Annotated in this window: 17 protein-coding genes; 15 read left to right on the forward strand and 2 right to left on the reverse strand. The window is 41.8% G+C overall.

What is annotated here, in order from left to right; all coding sequences use genetic code 11:
• Positions 1-393: 393 nt before the first annotated feature.
• The gene (locus ACXM0J_RS08715) at positions 394-1,773 is read left to right on the forward strand and encodes an L-serine ammonia-lyase (protein WP_479750434.1); all 1,380 of its coding nucleotides are present in this window, start codon (positions 394-396) and stop codon (positions 1,771-1,773) included.
• A gap of 43 nt (positions 1,774-1,816) precedes the next feature.
• On the opposite strand, the gene paaZ is transcribed toward ACXM0J_RS08715, so the two are convergent.
• A complete protein-coding gene (gene paaZ, locus ACXM0J_RS08720; RefSeq protein ID WP_262470411.1) occupies positions 1,817-3,919 on the reverse strand; it encodes a phenylacetic acid degradation bifunctional protein PaaZ in 2,103 nt (700 codons plus the stop codon).
• Between the two features lie 264 nt (positions 3,920-4,183).
• On the opposite strand from paaZ, the gene paaA reads away from it, so the two are divergent.
• From paaA to ACXM0J_RS08790, 14 genes are all read left to right on the forward strand, one after another.
• On the forward strand, positions 4,184-5,122 hold the full coding sequence (gene paaA / locus ACXM0J_RS08725) for a 1,2-phenylacetyl-CoA epoxidase subunit PaaA (RefSeq protein WP_199976498.1): 939 nt from the start codon (positions 4,184-4,186) through the stop codon (positions 5,120-5,122).
• Positions 5,123-5,154: 32 nt separating this feature from the next.
• The gene (gene paaB, locus ACXM0J_RS08730; RefSeq protein WP_000389648.1) at positions 5,155-5,445 is read left to right on the forward strand and encodes a 1,2-phenylacetyl-CoA epoxidase subunit PaaB; all 291 of its coding nucleotides are present in this window, start codon (positions 5,155-5,157) and stop codon (positions 5,443-5,445) included.
• Positions 5,446-5,457: 12 nt separating this feature from the next.
• Complete coding sequence (gene paaC / locus ACXM0J_RS08735) at positions 5,458-6,213, forward strand: 1,2-phenylacetyl-CoA epoxidase subunit PaaC (RefSeq protein WP_262441281.1); 756 nt, start codon at positions 5,458-5,460, stop codon at positions 6,211-6,213.
• Positions 6,214-6,229: 16 nt separating this feature from the next.
• Positions 6,230-6,730 carry a 1,2-phenylacetyl-CoA epoxidase subunit PaaD gene (gene paaD, locus ACXM0J_RS08740; RefSeq protein ID WP_001177941.1) on the forward strand — a complete coding sequence of 167 codons (501 nt, stop codon included), beginning with the start codon at positions 6,230-6,232 and terminating at the stop codon, positions 6,728-6,730.
• 23 nt (positions 6,731-6,753) lie between these two features.
• A complete protein-coding gene (gene paaE, locus ACXM0J_RS08745) occupies positions 6,754-7,815 on the forward strand; it encodes a 1,2-phenylacetyl-CoA epoxidase subunit PaaE (RefSeq protein ID WP_000077460.1) in 1,062 nt (353 codons plus the stop codon).
• 8 nt (positions 7,816-7,823) lie between these two features.
• Positions 7,824-8,597: an enoyl-CoA hydratase-related protein gene (locus tag ACXM0J_RS08750; protein ID WP_262470407.1), complete on the forward strand. Its 774-nt coding sequence runs from the start codon at positions 7,824-7,826 to the stop codon at positions 8,595-8,597.
• Positions 8,597-9,388, forward strand: coding sequence for a 2-(1,2-epoxy-1,2-dihydrophenyl)acetyl-CoA isomerase PaaG (gene paaG, locus ACXM0J_RS08755; protein ID WP_000386292.1), 792 nt, complete (start codon positions 8,597-8,599; stop codon positions 9,386-9,388). Before ACXM0J_RS08750 ends, paaG begins: the two co-directional genes overlap by 1 nt.
• A gap of 2 nt (positions 9,389-9,390) precedes the next feature.
• Positions 9,391-10,929 carry a 3-hydroxyacyl-CoA dehydrogenase gene (locus tag ACXM0J_RS08760; protein ID WP_262470405.1) on the forward strand — a complete coding sequence of 513 codons (1,539 nt, stop codon included), beginning with the start codon at positions 9,391-9,393 and terminating at the stop codon, positions 10,927-10,929.
• Between the two features lie 12 nt (positions 10,930-10,941).
• On the forward strand, positions 10,942-12,150 hold the full coding sequence (gene pcaF / locus ACXM0J_RS08765) for a 3-oxoadipyl-CoA thiolase (protein ID WP_262470403.1): 1,209 nt from the start codon (positions 10,942-10,944) through the stop codon (positions 12,148-12,150).
• Between the two features lie 40 nt (positions 12,151-12,190).
• On the forward strand, positions 12,191-13,480 hold the full coding sequence (gene paaK, locus ACXM0J_RS08770) for a phenylacetate--CoA ligase PaaK (protein WP_017481515.1): 1,290 nt from the start codon (positions 12,191-12,193) through the stop codon (positions 13,478-13,480).
• Positions 13,481-13,533: 53 nt separating this feature from the next.
• Entirely contained in the window at positions 13,534-14,499 is a 966-nt protein-coding gene (gene paaX / locus ACXM0J_RS08775) for a phenylacetic acid degradation operon negative regulatory protein PaaX (RefSeq protein ID WP_000062822.1), read from the forward strand.
• Positions 14,486-15,091, forward strand: coding sequence for a DapH/DapD/GlmU-related protein (locus ACXM0J_RS08780; protein ID WP_140983452.1), 606 nt, complete (start codon positions 14,486-14,488; stop codon positions 15,089-15,091). Before paaX ends, ACXM0J_RS08780 begins: the two co-directional genes overlap by 14 nt.
• A 77-nt stretch (positions 15,092-15,168) precedes the next feature.
• Entirely contained in the window at positions 15,169-15,552 is a 384-nt protein-coding gene (locus ACXM0J_RS08785) for a PaaI family thioesterase (RefSeq protein WP_262470400.1), read from the forward strand.
• Positions 15,553-15,612: 60 nt separating this feature from the next.
• Entirely contained in the window at positions 15,613-16,491 is an 879-nt protein-coding gene (locus ACXM0J_RS08790) for a LysR substrate-binding domain-containing protein (RefSeq protein WP_262470398.1), read from the forward strand.
• Positions 16,492-16,583: 92 nt separating this feature from the next.
• Here the strand turns inward: ACXM0J_RS08790 and ACXM0J_RS08795 are convergent.
• On the reverse strand, positions 16,584-17,182 hold a 599-nt coding region (locus tag ACXM0J_RS08795; RefSeq protein ID WP_479750441.1), incomplete at its 5' end, for an SDR family oxidoreductase.

Here is a 17,182-nt window from a genome sequence, read left to right on the forward strand (position 1 = left end):
TCTAGAAATTTAATATATCAGCTTTAAATCAATAATAAAAAAAGCCCCTAGCGGACTAGAGGCAGAAAAACATCAGATGCAAGAACAGGTGAATTATGCATCTGAGTTAAGTAGGTTGTATCAAACCATGTAAAGCACTTTACCAGCAAAAATGAATAAAAATAGGGAGGTGCGACTAATGGCTAATATTTGTAGTTTTTTATTTGTACAACTTCGTGTAGCTGTTTTAATAAAGGGGGGGCTTTTATAGTGATTGTTCAACCGTTGTCTTTTTGTGCTACTACCGAAGAGTTATTCGTGATTTGTACTTGGCTTAATGATAATTTTAGAGCTATCCGAAAGGACACAATAATGACGAACATACGAATAATAATGAATCGAAGGTAGGACCACGTGTTTATTAGTGTATTTGATCTTTTTAAAATTGGCATCGGCCCATCTAGCTCCCATACAGTTGGACCAATGCGTGCGGCATACAGTTTTGTGGATGATTTATTGAAGCAAAGCGATTTACAAGCAACAGCTAGAGTTCAGGTGAAGTTATACGGTTCGCTGTCGGCAACCGGCGTCGGTCATGCGACAGACAAGGCTGTTCTGTTAGGTTTAATGGGCTTTAATCCTGAACATATTGATACCCAAGTAAGTACCAGCTTGATTGAAGATGTTCTAGAAAATAAAGCCATCCAGCTTAATCAGCAAAAGACTATTTCTTTTGACTATAAGTATGATGTGCTTTTTTTAGATGAATCTTTGCCTTATCACCCCAATGCAATGGAGTTGATTGCGTACAACGAGGCTCAAGAAATTTTATATGCAGAAACTTACTATTCGGTTGGTGGCGGTTTTATTCTCAGTCAAAGGCAATTAGCAACAACTCAAACTGAAACAAACGACATTAAGGTTCCATATCCATTTCACAGTGCGGCTGAACTTTTAAGCTTATGTAAGACTCATCATTTATCAGTGAGCGAGTTAATGCTTGAAAATGAAAAAAGCTGGCGTAGTGAAGCTGAGATTCGCAGCAAGATTATGGAAATCTGGAAAGTGATGCAGCAATGTATTCACAACGGATTAATTAATGAAGGCATATTACCGGGCGGATTAAACGTAAAACGTCGGGCTAAAAAAATTCATGATAAGTTATTAAATAAGAAAAACTCAAACCTGATTGTGACGACTTTTCATGCGATGGAATGGGTCAATTTATTTGCCTTAGCGGTAAATGAAGAAAATGCCGCTGGCGGGCGAGTAGTGACGGCACCCACAAATGGTGCAGCAGGGATTATTCCGGCAGTTTTATATTACTACGTGACTTTTTCTAAAGACTTTTCCGCAGACAAAGTAGTTCGCTTTTTTCTAAGTGCGGCAGCCGTCGGCATTTTATGTAAACTCAATGCTTCCATTTCTGGTGCAGAAGTAGGGTGTCAGGGTGAAGTCGGCTCAGCATGTGCGATGGCTTCGGCGGGTTTAGCCGAGATTTTAGGTGCCTCACCTGAGCAAGTGGAACATGCGGCTGAAATTGGGCTTGAACATAATTTGGGTTTAACGTGTGATCCGATTGGTGGTTTGGTTCAGGTGCCTTGTATTGAACGAAATGCAATTGCGGCTGTAAAAGCCATTAATGCAGCCCAAATGGCACTTCATGATGACGATGAACACTTTGTCACCCTAGATAAAGTGATTCAGACTATGAAGGAGACCGGCAAAGATATGTCTGAGAAATATAAAGAGACCTCAAAAGGTGGCCTCGCTGTTAACGCAATTGAGTGCTAAAAAAACGAGATGGGGACGAGGTGACCCCATCTCATTTTAACCATTAAGCTTCGCGAGCAACTAAGGTTAAAATGTCGTAAGTTGCGACAAGTTCACCACGTTGGTTTTTGACTTTAATATCCCATACCACAACGCCATGCGCAGGCTGAGATGGGTCTTTTTGTGGTTTAGGTGTTTTTTGTTTACAGGTGAGTTCAACCTGAATCGAGTCACCGATTTTAACCGGTTCAACAAAACGTAAGTTGTCCATACCATAATTGGCAATCACAGGACCTTGTGCTGCATCTACAAATAGACCTGCTGCAGCAGACACAATGAAGTAACCATGTGCAACGCGTTCACCAAAGAAAGACTCCGCCGCTGCGATTTTATCAGTATGTGCATAGAAGTAGTCACCGCTTAAACACGCGAAATTGACAATATCTGCTTCGGTGACTGTACGGCGCGCTGTTAATAAACGTTCACCAATCACTAATTCATCAAAAGACTTTTTAAATGGATGTACGCGGTCTTCGTTAACTTTCGAGCCAGCAGTCCATGAGTGGGTAATTTGCGTTAAACTGTTTGGAGAACCTTGAATTGCAGTGCGTTGCATATAGTGTTTAACTGCACGAATACCACCTAACTCTTCACCGCCACCTGCACGACCAGGGCCGCCGTGTACTAAATGTGGAAGTGGTGAACCATGTCCTGTACTTTCTTTTGCAGACTCTGCATCGAGTACATGCACACGGCCATGCCAAGGCGCAATTTTTTGAATAATCTGTTCAATATTTTCATCGTTATTTTTAACGACAGAAGCTACTAGGCTACCTTCACCACGTGAAACAAGGTCAGCTAGTTCTTCAATGTTTTGATATGGCATGAGTGTACATACCGGACCGAAAGCTTCCGTGGTATGAACATTCGTCGCTTGTAAAGGCTGTTCGCACACCAATAAAGTTGGAGCGAAAAAAGCACCTTTTTCAGGATGATCCGCATTAAATGTAAAGCTCTCGTTGCCACCAAAAACAATTTTTGCATCTTTGCTGAGTTCAGCAACTTTTTCTGCGACGTCATGTTTTTGTTTAATGCTCGCCAAAGCACCCATAGTAGTTTCTTCTTTTTGAGGGTCGCCCACCACAACTTTAGCAAGTTTGGCAGTTAGCTTTTCTTGCACAGTTGCTAACAAGTTTTCAGGAACAAATGCACGACGAATGGCAGTACATTTTTGGCCTGCTTTTGTGGTCATTTCACGGAAGACTTCACGTACAAATAAATCGACAGTTTCTTCATTTGCCTCAGGGCTTAAAATTGCGCTGTTTACCGAGTCGGCTTCCATGCTAAATGGAATCGAATATTTATTGAGGTGAGGGTGGTTACGTAGTTTTTGACCTGTGTAAGCAGAACCCGTAAACGTAACGCAGTCTTGTGGGCCTAACTGTTCTAACAGGTCATAAGTCTGACCGCAAATGAGTTGTAGCGAGCCTTTTGGTAACACATGTGCTTCTTCAATAGCTTTTACAACAGCTTGAGTTAATTGGGAGCCATCGGTTGCAGGCTTAACAATACATGGCACACCAGCAAGTAGCGTTGGTGCAATTTTTTCAAGCATTCCCCAAATTGGGAAGTTAAAAGCATTAATGTGAACGGCAACACCTGCTTTAGGACTTAAAATGTGTTTAGCACCAAAAGTTCCATTTTTAGAGAGTTGAATCCAGCTATCTTCAGTAATAATTTTTTCATCATTAAGTTCACGGCGAACCAGACTCGAATAAGCAAATAATGTCTGGATACCGCCTTCAATATCAATCCATGCATCTTTACGAGTTGCACCTGTTGCATAAGCAAGTTTGTAAAACTCTTCCTTACGTTCAAGTAAATATTGGGCAATTTGTTTTAACGCATTTGCACGTTGGTGAAACGTCCAGTTAGCCAGTTCTGAACCATTTTGTTTGGCATATTGAACAACACGTTTCATATCAATGCCATGACTACTTACGGCATAAATCGATTCACCTGTAATGGCATGGTAAACAGGGCGCAGTTCTTCACTCGTCGAATGCCATGTTCCATAGACAGAAGAAGCAAGATGAGGCAGTTGATGCTCAGACTGCTGAAAATCTGTGTCAGTTGAGGTTCCTTCTAGGTGTGCTTGTTCAAGCATGACCAAACTCCTTTTTATTTGATACATCAATTATAAAAATTGCAAAAATATGATTCATAATTTCAGATTAATTTGTCTAAAAGTCAACTTTATTTTGATTTGTAAACGTAAAAATATTTTTTGTTTTTAATTAATATTTATTAATTTCAAATATTTATTTCTTGTTTATTGATTGGCTTTAATTTGATACTAAAAAAGTGATTGACTTTGTTTTTAGTGTATCGAAAAATAGATTCAAGGGTGATGCCTACAGGGAATGAAAGAATGGAAAACAATTACCAGAAATTTGAACAAAATATTGCCAATGAAATTACGATCGAGGCTAAGGATCAAATGCCCGATGCCTACCGCAAAACATTGATTCGTCAAATCGGGCAACATGGCCATTCTGAAATTGTAGGTATGTTGCCTGAAGGAAACTGGATTACTCGTGCGCCAACTTTAAAACGTAAAGCGGTTTTGCTCGCGAAAGTACAAGATGAAGCGGGTCATGGTTTATATCTATATAGCGCAGCAGAAACCTTAGGTGCTGACCGTGATGACATGATGGAGAAGTTGATTAATGGGAAAATGAAATACTCATCAATCTTTAACTATCCAACTTTGACTTGGGCAGATGTCGCTGCAATTGGTTGGCTTGTCGATGGGGCAGCCATTGTGAACCAAGTTGCGCTTTGCCGTACTTCATATGGGCCATATGCACGTGCGATGGTACGTATTTGTAAAGAAGAAAGTTTCCACCAACGCCAAGGTTTTGAAGCCATGATGGCTTTGGCAAACGGTACACCAGAACAAAAACAGATGGCACAAGATGCGGTAAATCGCTATTGGTGGCCAGCACTGATGATGTTTGGTCCAAGTGATGAGCATTCTCCAAACAGCGCGCAAAGCATGGCGTGGAAAATCAAACGCTTTAGTAACGATGAATTACGTCAAAAGTTTGTCGATAACACCGTGCCACAAGTACAGCAACTTGGGTTGGAAGTACCGGACCCAGATTTAAAGTTCAATGAAGAAACAGGCCACTATGAGTTTGGCGAGATCGACTGGCACGAATTTAATGAAGTGATTGCCGGACGTGGACCATGTAATCACGAGCGTATCGAAGCACGCCGTAAAGCATGGGAAAACGGCAAATGGGTTCGTGATGCAGCAGTAGTCTACGCGAAAAAACAGCAGCTTGAAGCGAACAAAGTGGCTTAACAAGATTTATGGAAAAATTTGAGGAAATCAAAATGGAAGATAAAAACAACTGGTCGCTCTACGAAGTATTTGTACGTAGTAAACAAGGCTTAAGCCACCGTCATGTAGGCAGCTTAAGAGCACCGGATGATGAAATCGCATTGCAACATGCTCGTGATGTTTATACGCGCCGTAATGAAGGAATTAGCATCTGGGTGGTTCGTTCAGAACTGATTAAGTCATCACAGCCAGATGAAAAAGCTGAATTTTTCGATCCTTCTTTAGACAAGGTTTATCGTCACCCGACTTTTTACCATATCCCAGATGGCATTGAGCACATGTAAGGGGAATGGCAAATGAATCATTCAGTTTTATCTAAATTCTTATTACATATTGGCGACAGTCAACTGGTTTTATCACAGCGTTTGGCTGAATGGTGCGGGCATGCACCTGAGCTTGAAATTGATATTGCCTTAGCAAATATCGGCTTGGACTTGTTAGGTCAAGCAAGAAACTTTCTGACTTTGGCTGGTCAATATGATGAAGCTAAACGTGATGAAGATCAGCTTGCGTATTTCCGTACAGAACGTGAGTTTCTAAACCTATTGTTGTGCGAACAACCCAATGGTGACTTTGCGCAAACGATTGTGCGCCAGTGGTTGATGGACCATTACCATCTTCATTTATTTACTGCTTTAGCGCAAAGCTCACTTCCCGAATTAAGTGCGCTTGCCGTGAAATCTTTAAAAGAAGTGAAGTATCACATCCGCTTTTCAACAAGCTGGATGGAACGTTTAAGTTTAAGCACAGATGAAGCGCATCAACGTGTGCAAGACGGTTTAAATAATTTATGGCGCTTTACCGCTGAATTATTTGAACTGAGTGCAGACGAGCAAGCATTAGTCGCACAAGGCGTGATTCCAGATTTTTCAAATGAAAAAGAACAATGGAACCAAACCATTGCAGATGAGCTTAAGCGTTTTGAATTAAATGTTGCTGTGAACGGTGCTTATCGCCGTGGTGCGAAACAAGGATTGCATACCGAGCATTTAGGTTATTTGTTGGCTGAAATGCAATGTATTCAAAGAACTTATCCGGGAATGACCTGGTAAGACAAGGAGGTGAGCCATGCAAATGATTCGTCATTGCATCGACCAATGTTGGGATGTTCTACAAACGGTAAGTGACCCTGAAATTCCGGTTTTATCGGTTGTCGATTTGGGCATGATTCGCGGTGTAGAGATTAACGATCAACAAGAAATTATTGTTCGTCTAACTCCAACATATAGCGGTTGCCCAGCAACAGATATGCTCAAAACACAAATTGTTGAGGCATTTACCGCAGAAGCTTTGACACCGGTCAAAGTCATGGTCGATTTATCAGAAGCATGGACCACGGACTGGATGTCTGAAGCAGGGAAAAAGAAACTGCAAGTTTATGGCATTGCACCACCTGAAGGGTTGGCGCATCAATGTGGAACTCACGTTCATTTAAATGATGGTGTCGAGTGCCCACGTTGCAAAAGCCGACATACCCGACTGTTAACAGAGTTTAGTTCTACTGCCTGTAAAGCACTTTATAAATGTCAGGACTGTCTTGAGCCTTTTGATTACTTCAAATGTATTTAAGTCTTTAGATAAGGAAATCAGCCATGAGCCAATTTGTACCATTAAAAGTAAAAAGTATTACACCGCAAACCGATCAGGCAATTTGTATTGCATTTGATGTTGTACCTGAACAACAAGAACAATTTCAATTTCAACCGGGGCAACATTTAACCATTCGCCATTTAACTGAAGCGGGTGAAATCCGCCGTTGTTATTCAATTTGTAGCTATGCGGGCAAAGAAGATATCAGTATTGCGGTTAAAAAAATTGATCAGGGTCAATTTTCAAACTGGGCAAATGACCATTTAAAAGTGGGCGATGTACTTGAAGTCATGCCACCACAAGGCGTGTTTTTTCAAAAAGCAGCCAAGATGGGCGGACAAAACTATTTAGGCGTTGCTGCGGGTAGTGGTATCACGCCAATTCTATCAATTATTAAACAAGTTTTATTTGAACAACCTGAAGCTAACTTTACCTTGCTCTATGGCAATCGCTCATGGAAACAAACCATGTTTGCCGAGCAAATTATGGATTTGAAAGATCAGTTTAAAGAACGCTTTCAACTCATCAATATTTTTTCTCGTGAGTTCAACGATAGTGAACTCATGAACGGTCGTATTGATGCAGAAAAGCTTAAGCAACTTTTTGATTTTGAAGTGCTTGAAACAAATTTTGACCATGTTTTTGCCTGCGGCCCAGACGAAATGATGAATGCCGTAGAAAATACTTTACCGAACTTTGGTATTGCCAAAGAGCGCATTCACACTGAACGTTTCCATACAGGGCAAGCGCGTAAGCGTAGTGTTGAAGCGGATGCAAACCGTAAAGAAGAAAAGGTCAACATCATTTTAGATGGTCGTGAACTGATTGTTTCTGTGGCTCAAGATGATGAAAGTATTCTGGATGCGGCTTTACGTGCGGGTGCTGATTTACCGTACGCATGTAAAGGTGGGGTATGCGCGACCTGTCGTTGTAAGGTACTTTCAGGCGAAGTCGACATGTTCCTTAACTATAGTCTTGAAGAAGATGAAGTTGAAAAGGGCTATGTGCTGAGCTGTCAGACCTTACCAAAAGGCTCAAATGTTCGCTTGAGTTTTGATGAGTAGAGGCTGTCATGCAAGAGTTGATCAAAGCCAGCACAGCAACTGACGGTGTTTTGTTATTAACCCTAAACCGTCCGGAAAAAAGAAATGCCTTAAACAATGCAACATTGCAGTGTTTATGCGAGTTGCTCGAAGAAGCTGAACATAATGCTCAAGTCAAAGCAGTAGTTTTAACGGGTAACGCTCAGTGTTTTGCGGCTGGAGCAGATCTTAGCGAATTGGCTGCAATGGACGCCGTGTCTTTACAACTCGATATTCGTCCAAAGCTTTGGCAAAAAATTGATGCGTTTAGTAAGCCACTCATTAGCGCAGTCAATGGCTATGCCTTAGGCGCTGGGTTTGAGTTGGTTTTGCATTCAGATATGGTGATTTGCGGTGAAAATGCCCGTTTTGCTTTACCTGAAATTAGCCTTGGTATGTTGCCGGGTGCAGGTGGAACACAGCGTTTAGCGCGCTTGGTTGGACAACAGCTTACCATGCGCTGGGCCATGACAGGTGAAATGATTTCGGCAAAGCAGGCAGAGCAACATGGCATTTGCAGTCAAGTGGTTCCGACAGAATTATCCGTTGAATATGCGGTTCAACTGGCAGCCAAAATTGCCAAACAAGCGCCTTTAGCGATTCGTGTGATTAAACAATCAATTAAAAGTATTCATGAAACGACTTTAAGTCAGGGACTCAAGTTTGAACGTCAAAACTTTGTCTGGCTGGCGGCTACAAAAGATCGAAACGAAGGGATTAATGCTTTCTTTGAGAAAAGAAAGCCAGTGTTTAGAGGTGAGTGATGGACTATCAAAATATTATTGCTGAAGAAAAAAATGGTGTTGGCTACCTGACATTTAACCGCCCCAAAGCACTGAATAGCTTTAACGTTGATATGCACCGTGAAGTGGCTGAGGTTTTAAACCTGTGGACCAAAAATCCAGATGTTCGCTGTGTTGTGATTAGTGGTGAAGGCCGTGGCTTCTGTGCAGGGCAAGACTTAGGCGACCGTGTAGTTGACCCAAACGCTGAAGCTCCAGATTTAGGATATTCCATTGAAACTTACTATAACCCGCTCATTAAAACGATTGTAAATATGCCAAAGCCTGTGATTTGCGCGGTAAATGGTGTAGCAGCAGGTGCAGGGGCAAATATTGCACTGGCATGTGATTTGGTGATTGCAGCTAAATCGGCAAACTTCGTACAAGCATTTTGTCGCTTAGGTTTGGTTCCAGACTCTGCGGGTACATGGTTTTTACCACGTGCCGTAGGCCATGCGCGTGCTATGGGATTGGCTTTGTTAGGTGACAAGCTCCCAGCAGAAACCGCAAAAGAATGGGGCATGATTTGGGATGTGGTTGAAGACGCCGAGCTTAAAACGAAAGTCACTGAACTCGCTGAACGTTTAGCGAAACAGCCTACATTTGGCTTATCTCTTATTAAAAAAGCCATTCATCAATCAAGCAATAACACCTTTGAAGAGCAAATGCTTTTAGAGCGAGATTTACAACGCATTGCGGGTCGTTCAGAAGATTATCGTGAAGGTGTACAAGCCTTTATGAATAAACGTGAACCAAATTTTAAAGGGCGCTAAGCATGACAGATTTAGACTTATCTCGTGCCCGAATTGCCGTCATTGGTTCTGGCACCATGGGCATCGGCATTGCTCAGTTAGCCATTGTTAATGGGCACTCGACCATTTTATATGATCTAGATGCTCAAAAAGCGCAACAAGCCGCTCAAGGCTTAGGGCAGACGTTTAAAAAGCTGGTTGAAAAGACCAAGCTCACACAACAGCAAGCCGATGAAGCATTAGCGCGTTTAACGGTGGTCAATCAAGTTGAAGCACTACGTGATGCTGACTTGGTTATTGAAGCAGTCGTTGAGAAAAAAGAAGTTAAACAGTCTTTATTTAAACAACTCGCTGAGATTTGTAGTGCGCAAACCATTTTTGCAAGCAATACATCTTCAATTTCAGTGACTGCAATTGCGGCGGGCATTGCTCATCCTGAGCGCGTAGTGGGTTTACATTTTTTTAACCCTGCGCCAGTGATGAAACTGGTTGAAATTGTACAAGGCTTAAAAACCCCAAACAGCTTATGTTTGGCCTTAAAAAACTTGATGTTGGGCTGGAAAAAAATTCCGGTACTCACCAAGTCGACTCCTGGTTTTATTGTTAACCGAATTGCTCGTCCGTTTTATGCAGAAGGCTTTAGAGCACTGCAAGAACAAGTTACCAGCTATGACCAGCTAGATTATGCCTTGAAGCAATGCGGCGGTTTTGCGATGGGACCGTGTGAACTTACCGACCTCATTGGACAAGATGTTAACTTTTCAGTGACCCAAAGCGTTTACCAAGAGTTTTTTTACGAGCCGCGCTACCGCCCAAGCCTCATTCAAAAAGAATTAGTCGATGCAGGTGCTTGGGGTCGTAAGTCAAAACAGGGTTTCTATAGTTATAACGAAAAAAATCAGTACGAGACATTTCAGCCTAAAGCTGTTGTTGCCAAACCAGTTGATACTCATATTCAGCTAAAAGGGACTTGGTCTCAGCTACCTGCTTTTTTAACGCGTTTAGGTTTAAAAAGCGGATCTGCGAGTGACGACAATATCCTCCAAATTGATGATATCGACTTGCGTTTAAGCCAAGGTGAGTCAGCCAATATTCATTACTTAAGCCGTAAAGTGATTTTAATGGATTGGCATCATGATTTTGAACAGGCGGAGGCTTTAGTACTCAGCCATAACGAGCTTTGTGAAGCAAGTGATTTGGCTAAAGTTGAAGCTTACTTTGCGCAGTTTGGTATCAGCTTGATGTGGATTAAAGACCATCCTGCGCTGTTAACCTTACGCACCATCGCTTTACTCATTAATGAAGCCTGCGAAGCAAGTTTACATGGAGTTGCGAGTCTGGAAGATATTGATAATGCCATGAAATATGGAGTGAATTATCCTAAGGGTCCTTACCAGTGGTTGACACAAATGGGCGGTGCTTATGTGCTCCAAACTTTAAATAACTTATATGCACTGTATGGAGAGGAAAAATATCGCGCGAGTATCTACCTCAAGCAATATGTAGCAAAAACTCAAAATATTGCTACTCAATATTCACGTGATATGACCGAATTTGCATAATCAGGAGTCAACATGGAAGACGTTTTAATTTGCGATTTTATTCGTACCCCAATTGGACGATATGCAGGTGCCTTAAGTGCAGTACGCGCAGATGATTTAGCTGCATTGCCCATCAAATATTTAAAAGATAAACACCCGAAACTACCGTGGAATACGGTAGACGAAGTGTTTTTAGGATGTGCTAACCAAGCAGGTGAAGACAACCGTAACGTTGCACGTATGGCAACACTCTTGGCAGGCTTACCTGATACAGTGCCAGCCATGACCGTCAATCGATTATGTGCTTCGGGTTTAGATGCGGTAGGACTTGCGGCACGCTCAATTAAGGCAGGTGAAGCGCAGTTCGTGTTGGCAGGTGGTGTAGAGTCGATGAGCCGTGCGCCATTTGTACAAGCTAAACCGACCGAAGCGTTTAGCCGTACACCTGAAATTTATGACACCACCATTGGCTGGCGCTTTGTAAATAAGCAACTTAAAGCGCAATACGGCACCGACAGCATGCCGGAAACTGCGGAAAATGTAGCTGAAAAATATCAGATTAGTCGTGAAGACCAAGATGCGTTTGCCTTGCGTAGCCAACAAAAAACCGCTGCGGCACAACAAAACGGTTTCTTTAACGATGAGATTTTGCCTGTCGAGATTGTAGACCGTAAGAAAAATGTGAATGTGGTGAATCGCGATGAACATCCGCGTGAAACGACACTTGAAGCACTCGCAAAACTAAAAGCGCCATTTAAAAAAGAAGGTGGCTCGGTGACTGCCGGAAATGCCTCTGGTGTAAATGACGGCGCTGCGTGTGTGTTAATTACCAACCGTGAATTTGCAAATACACATGGTTTAAAACCTTTAGCACGCGTGATTGGCATTGCAAGTGCAGGGGTTGAACCCAAATATATGGGTATAGGTCCTGTTCCGGCTGTGCAGAAAATTTTAAAGCAAACAGGTTTAACGCTAGATCAGATGGATGTGATTGAGCTGAATGAAGCATTCGCAGCCCAATCTTTGGCTTGTATGCGTGAACTTGGTTTAAAAGATGACGATGAACGTGTTAACCCAAATGGCGGTGCGATTGCACTCGGACATCCGCTCGGTATGAGTGGTACACGTTTAGTGATTACGGCAACACGTGAGCTAAAAAAACGCGGTGGACGCTATGCACTTTGCACGATGTGTGTGGGTGTTGGACAAGGCGTTGCACTGATTTTGGAAAACTTAAATTAATTCAGACGGTTTTTAAAATTACATAATGAGGAGAGAGGCGATGGACAGCCTTACAACGGATAATGTTGAGCAATTAACACTTGCAGAGCTTAGAGAGCTGCAAACTAAACGGTTAAAACAAACCCTGACTTTTGTATATGAAAATAGTCCGGTCTATAAGAAAAAGTTCGATGAAGCGGGTGTACATCCTGATGACTTCGTGACTTTAGACGATCTGGCAAAGTTTCCATTTACCACCAAACAGGATTTAAGAGACAACTATCCGTTTGGGATGTTTGCCGTACCGCAAGAGCAAATTGTGCGTTTACATGCATCATCGGGTACAACGGGTAAACCAACAGTCGTAGGTTATACCCAAAAAGATATTAACACTTGGTCGGACATCGTTGCACGTTGCTTACGCATGGCAGGTTTAACCGCGAAAGATATGGTTCAGGTGGCTTATGGCTATGGACTATTTACAGGTGGTCTAGGTGCGCATTATGGTGCCGAGCGCTTAGGTGCGACGGTTATTCCAATGTCTGGCGGCCAAACTGAAAAGCAAGTTCAGCTTATTCAAGACTTTAAACCGACTGCAATTATGGTTACGCCGTCGTATTGCGTGAGTATTATTGAAAAGCTCGAGCAACAATTTGGTACTGCACGTAATACGTCTTTAAAAGTCGGTATTTTTGGTGCCGAGCCTTGGACCAATGAACTTCGCCGTGAAATTGAAGAACGCCTCAATATTAAAGCACTCGATATTTATGGGTTGTCTGAGGTAATGGGGCCGGGTGTTGCCATGCAGTGCTTAGGCGAGGGCGAGGGATTAACCATTTGGGAAGATCATTTCTACCCAGAAATTATTAACCCTGAAACAGGTGAAGTCTGTAAGGATGGCGAACTTGGCGAGTTAGTCTTTACGACTATTACCAAAGAAGGCTTACCGATTATTCGTTACCGTACTCGTGATTTGACTCGCTTACTGGCGGGTGAAAATCTGGCAATGCGCAAAATGGATAAAATTGTGGGCCGTAGTGACGACATGCTAATTATTCGCGGCGTGAACGTTTTCCCGACTCAGATTGAAGAGCAAATTTTGCAAGTTCCACATTTAGTTCCAAATTATGAAATTTTGGTGACTAAAAAAGGCCATATGGATACTTTGCATATTCGTACAGAGATGTGTCATAACTGTACTATACAGGCCAATCAACTTGCTCAGGAGTTGATGAAACGCATTAAAACCATGATTGGGATTAGCGTTACTGTAGAAGTTGTGACAGAAGCGACCTTACCTCGTTCGGAAGGTAAGGCAAAGCGGGTAATCGATATGCGTCAGATTGCTTAACATCAAGATCATTCAGGGTATAGAATCTATACCCTGAAACTAAACGCCAAGACATGAGTATGAGTGCAAAAATACAGCAAATAATTGATTCTGTTGTAAAGAATGAAACCTTAAGTGGAACTTCGCTTATTTCGACAATTTTTGGAGATTCAGTACTTCATCGGGGTGGAAACATTAGTCTTGCAAGCCTGATTCAGTTATTAGAGCTATTTGGTTTTAATGACCGTGCTGTAAGAACCTCTGTTTTTCGTTTAGTTAAAAATGATTGGTTATGTTCGGACAAAATCGGCAGAACCAGTTTTTATCGAATTACCGATTCAAGCCGTTCGACGTATTTGCAAGCCGAACAACGCATTTATAACGACCAGATGAAAGAGTGGGACCATTATTGGGATCTTATTCTGATGTCTAGCCTCGACACTGAAAATAAAGCGTTGTTAAAGAAAGAACTCGAATGGTTAGGGTTTGCCAATATTTCGACAAACTTAATGGCTTATCCGGGGTGTAACCGTATTGAACTGCAACGCTTGTTGGTTGACTTAAATATGAGTGAGCAAGTGGTGGTGTTTAAAGCTGAAACTTTGCAGCTCTTTAATAATTCGGTCGATACCATTGGTCGTATGCTCAGAACCAACTGGCCAATCGATGAATTACGCCAAAGATATTTACAGTTTCTCGATATTTTTAGAGAAATTGGCGTGTTGCTGATGCAGGAAAACGAACAACTCGAACCTGTTCAGGCCTTTCAAATTCGAACTTTGCTGATTCATTATTATCGACGGATTTTATTGAAAGACCCAGCACTACCGCTTGAGTTGTTGCCAACTGACTGGCCTGCAATTAGTGCACGAACGTTATCAATGAATATTTATAAAAAAGTATTTGAACCTGCGGATGAATACTTCTTGTCTGTTGCCGCAACAGCAGAAGGACCAATGCCAAATGCCACAGCACATTATTGGCGCCGTTTCGGAGGTTTGGTGGCGACAAATGAGAGGTTAAATCATGCCTTGTTATAGTATTGACGGTGTTATTCCTGTCGTAAGTCCAGAGGCTTTTGTACACCCAACCGCTGTTTTAATTGGTGATGTGATTATTGAAGCGGGCGTATATGTGGGGCCATTTGCTTCATTGCGTGCCGATTTTGGACGTATTCATATTAAGCAAAATGCCAATATACAAGATAGCTGCACCGTACATGGTTTTCCGCAAAGCGTGACTTTAGTTGAGGAAATGGGGCACATTGGGCATGGGGCAATTTTGCATGGCTGCCGCATTGGTAAAAATGTTTTGGTCGGCATGAACAGCGTAATTTTGGACTATGCCGAAATTGGTGAAAACACCATTATTGGCGCAAATAGCTTGGTCAAAACCAAAGATATAATTCCGGCAAATGTATTGGCAATGGGTAGTCCTGCCAAGGTAGCACGTGATTTATCAGAACAAGAAAAAAAATGGAAAACCAGAGGCACGCAAGAGTACATTGAGCTTGCACAGCGCTGCTTAAATTCAATGCAAGAAGTTCAGCCTTTAAGCTCAGAGTCAGATGATCGCCTGACCTATAAGGACTTTAGTTCTTCAAACTATCAAATTAAACAAGATAGTGTTTAACGGCTATTCATAAGTCGATTTCAATACAGATAGATTCATAACATTTAAGGAATACTCGCACGAGTAGGGAGACGTTTGTGCAAAAAATGGAAACGATTGCGATTGATCAATTCGCAGAGCTATTGGGTGTTCAAGTGCTGCATCGCAGTCTTGATGAAGCACGTTGCAAGCTTAATGTGAAAGACGAGCATATGAATGCATTGGGCGGCGTGCATGGTGGTGTTATATTTTCTTTAGCCGATATTGCTTTTGCGATGGCTTGTAATGCAGGGGATGCGCCATATACTGGCCTACAGGCTGATATTCGCTATATGAGCGGTGCGAAAGATAAGGTGTTATTTGCAAAGGCTACCAAGGTTGGCAGTAGTAAAAAATTCGCGCATTATGAAGTGTTGATAACAGACGGTTTGAATAATAGAGTCGCGTTATTTACATCTACCTGTTACAGACTTGCGCCGTGAATGGGTTGCATACAGTTAGCAAACAAACTAGAGTGTAGAAAAACTACTTCTTTATTTTTCATGTTATCTCGTCGAAAACTTCCGTCTTTAAATGCTTTGCGTGCTTTTGAAACAGCGGGCAGGAAGTTAAGTTTTCGCGCTGCTGCTGATGAATTAGGTGTTACGCAAGGTGCTATTGCCCAACAAGTTCGTGCACTAGAAGATCATTTAAACGTTACTTTATTTCAACGGCTTCCACGAGGACTGTCTTTGACTCCCGAAGGAGCAAAATATCTGGTCAATATCACTCGTGCTTTTGACATTCTTACTGATTCGACAGAATTACTTTTAGATCAGCCTGATAGCGTTACGATAAGTGTCACACCAACTGTTGCTGCCAAACTCTTAATTCCTCGGTTAGGTGATTTACATACTCTATTACCTGACATTAACCTACATACATTAGCTACTGAAGCAGTATCTGACTTTGATCGGGATCAGGTTGATATTGCCATTAGGCTAACCACAAAATCATTTCCAGAGAATTTAGAAACACAATTATTGTTTCGTCAGGAACTCGTAGCTGTAGCAAGCCCTTATTTTGTCAAAGATTTAACGTTGCCATTAAAACGTGAACAGTTATTATCAATGCCACTTCTGCACGACGCACACGATCAATGGCCAAAATTTCTAAATACATTCACCAAGTTGTCAGGGCCTATATTTAATCAAACCACTCTGGCGTTGGACGCTGCTGTGTCAGGGCAAGGAATAGCTTTAGCATGTCGTGCGTTTGTAGAAGCAGATATTAAGTCAGGAAAACTAGTACAAGTTATTTCCGAAACTAAAATTGTTGAGCCAAGTTATTTTCTTGTCAGAAAAAAAGTTCTACATCCGAATGACAAAGTAGATCAAATTTGGAAATGGTGTATTGAATATTTAGGTACAGAGCAACCATAAAAAGAGAGTTTTATTGCTGTGATGAGTTTAACTCCAATCTTGAAGGGATAATGGTTTAGCAATTTATCCCTTTAAATTTTTATTAAGATTCATTATACCGAGCGAGTTAAGCCACCATCTACTCGAATATTCTGCCCTGTAATATAAGCAGCACTATAAGATGCAAGGAAAGCAACTGTATCTGCTATCTCTTCTTTTGAACCATAACGCTTCATTGGAACATTGTTAATGCGTTCATCTGTTTCTGGCTGAGTATCAATCCATCCAGGTAAGACATTATTAATACGAATATTATCAATCGCATATGTATCTGCACAAATTTTGGTAAATGCTGCCAATCCAGAACGAGCAACTGCAGAAGTTGGAAATAGTGAGCTAGGCTCGAATGTCCATGCACTAGAAATATTGATAATTACACCTTGCTTTTGTTTTTGCATTACAGGAATAACTAAACGTATAGGTCGTACAGCATTAAGAAAGTAAGTGTCTATACCATCATGCCAATCTTGGTCTGTTAATTCTAAAATTTCCTTGCGGGGACCATGTCCTGCACTGTTAACCAAAACATCTATTCGTCCCCAACGAGAAAGAGTTTCATCAATAAGGCGTTGAACATCGTCTATTGATTGATTTGATCCAGTAATACCTAGACCATTCAGTTGGTTTGCGAGAGCTTCACCTTTTCCTGATG

This window comes from Acinetobacter sp. GRABPA_MV_2 (genome assembly GCF_056725885.1).

What these genes read in the sequence shown, in the direction of transcription:
- paaZ (WP_262470411.1), bottom strand. Translation starts at nt 3,919, where the DNA reads ATGCTTGAACAAGCACACCTAGAAGGAACCTCAACTGACACAGATTTT.
- paaK (WP_017481515.1), top strand. Translation starts at nt 12,191, where the DNA reads ATGGACAGCCTTACAACGGATAATGTTGAGCAATTAACACTTGCAGAG.
- pcaF (WP_262470403.1), top strand. Translation starts at nt 10,942, where the DNA reads ATGGAAGACGTTTTAATTTGCGATTTTATTCGTACCCCAATTGGACGA.
- paaG (WP_000386292.1), top strand. Translation starts at nt 8,597, where the DNA reads ATGGACTATCAAAATATTATTGCTGAAGAAAAAAATGGTGTTGGCTAC.
- paaE (WP_000077460.1), top strand. Translation starts at nt 6,754, where the DNA reads ATGAGCCAATTTGTACCATTAAAAGTAAAAAGTATTACACCGCAAACC.
- ACXM0J_RS08760 (WP_262470405.1), top strand. Translation starts at nt 9,391, where the DNA reads ATGACAGATTTAGACTTATCTCGTGCCCGAATTGCCGTCATTGGTTCT.
- paaX (WP_000062822.1), top strand. Translation starts at nt 13,534, where the DNA reads ATGAGTATGAGTGCAAAAATACAGCAAATAATTGATTCTGTTGTAAAG.
- paaB (WP_000389648.1), top strand. Translation starts at nt 5,155, where the DNA reads ATGGAAGATAAAAACAACTGGTCGCTCTACGAAGTATTTGTACGTAGT.
- paaD (WP_001177941.1), top strand. Translation starts at nt 6,230, where the DNA reads ATGCAAATGATTCGTCATTGCATCGACCAATGTTGGGATGTTCTACAA.
- ACXM0J_RS08780 (WP_140983452.1), top strand. Translation starts at nt 14,486, where the DNA reads ATGCCTTGTTATAGTATTGACGGTGTTATTCCTGTCGTAAGTCCAGAG.
- paaC (WP_262441281.1), top strand. Translation starts at nt 5,458, where the DNA reads ATGAATCATTCAGTTTTATCTAAATTCTTATTACATATTGGCGACAGT.
- paaA (WP_199976498.1), top strand. Translation starts at nt 4,184, where the DNA reads ATGGAAAACAATTACCAGAAATTTGAACAAAATATTGCCAATGAAATT.
- ACXM0J_RS08750 (WP_262470407.1), top strand. Translation starts at nt 7,824, where the DNA reads ATGCAAGAGTTGATCAAAGCCAGCACAGCAACTGACGGTGTTTTGTTA.
- ACXM0J_RS08790 (WP_262470398.1), top strand. Translation starts at nt 15,613, where the DNA reads ATGTTATCTCGTCGAAAACTTCCGTCTTTAAATGCTTTGCGTGCTTTT.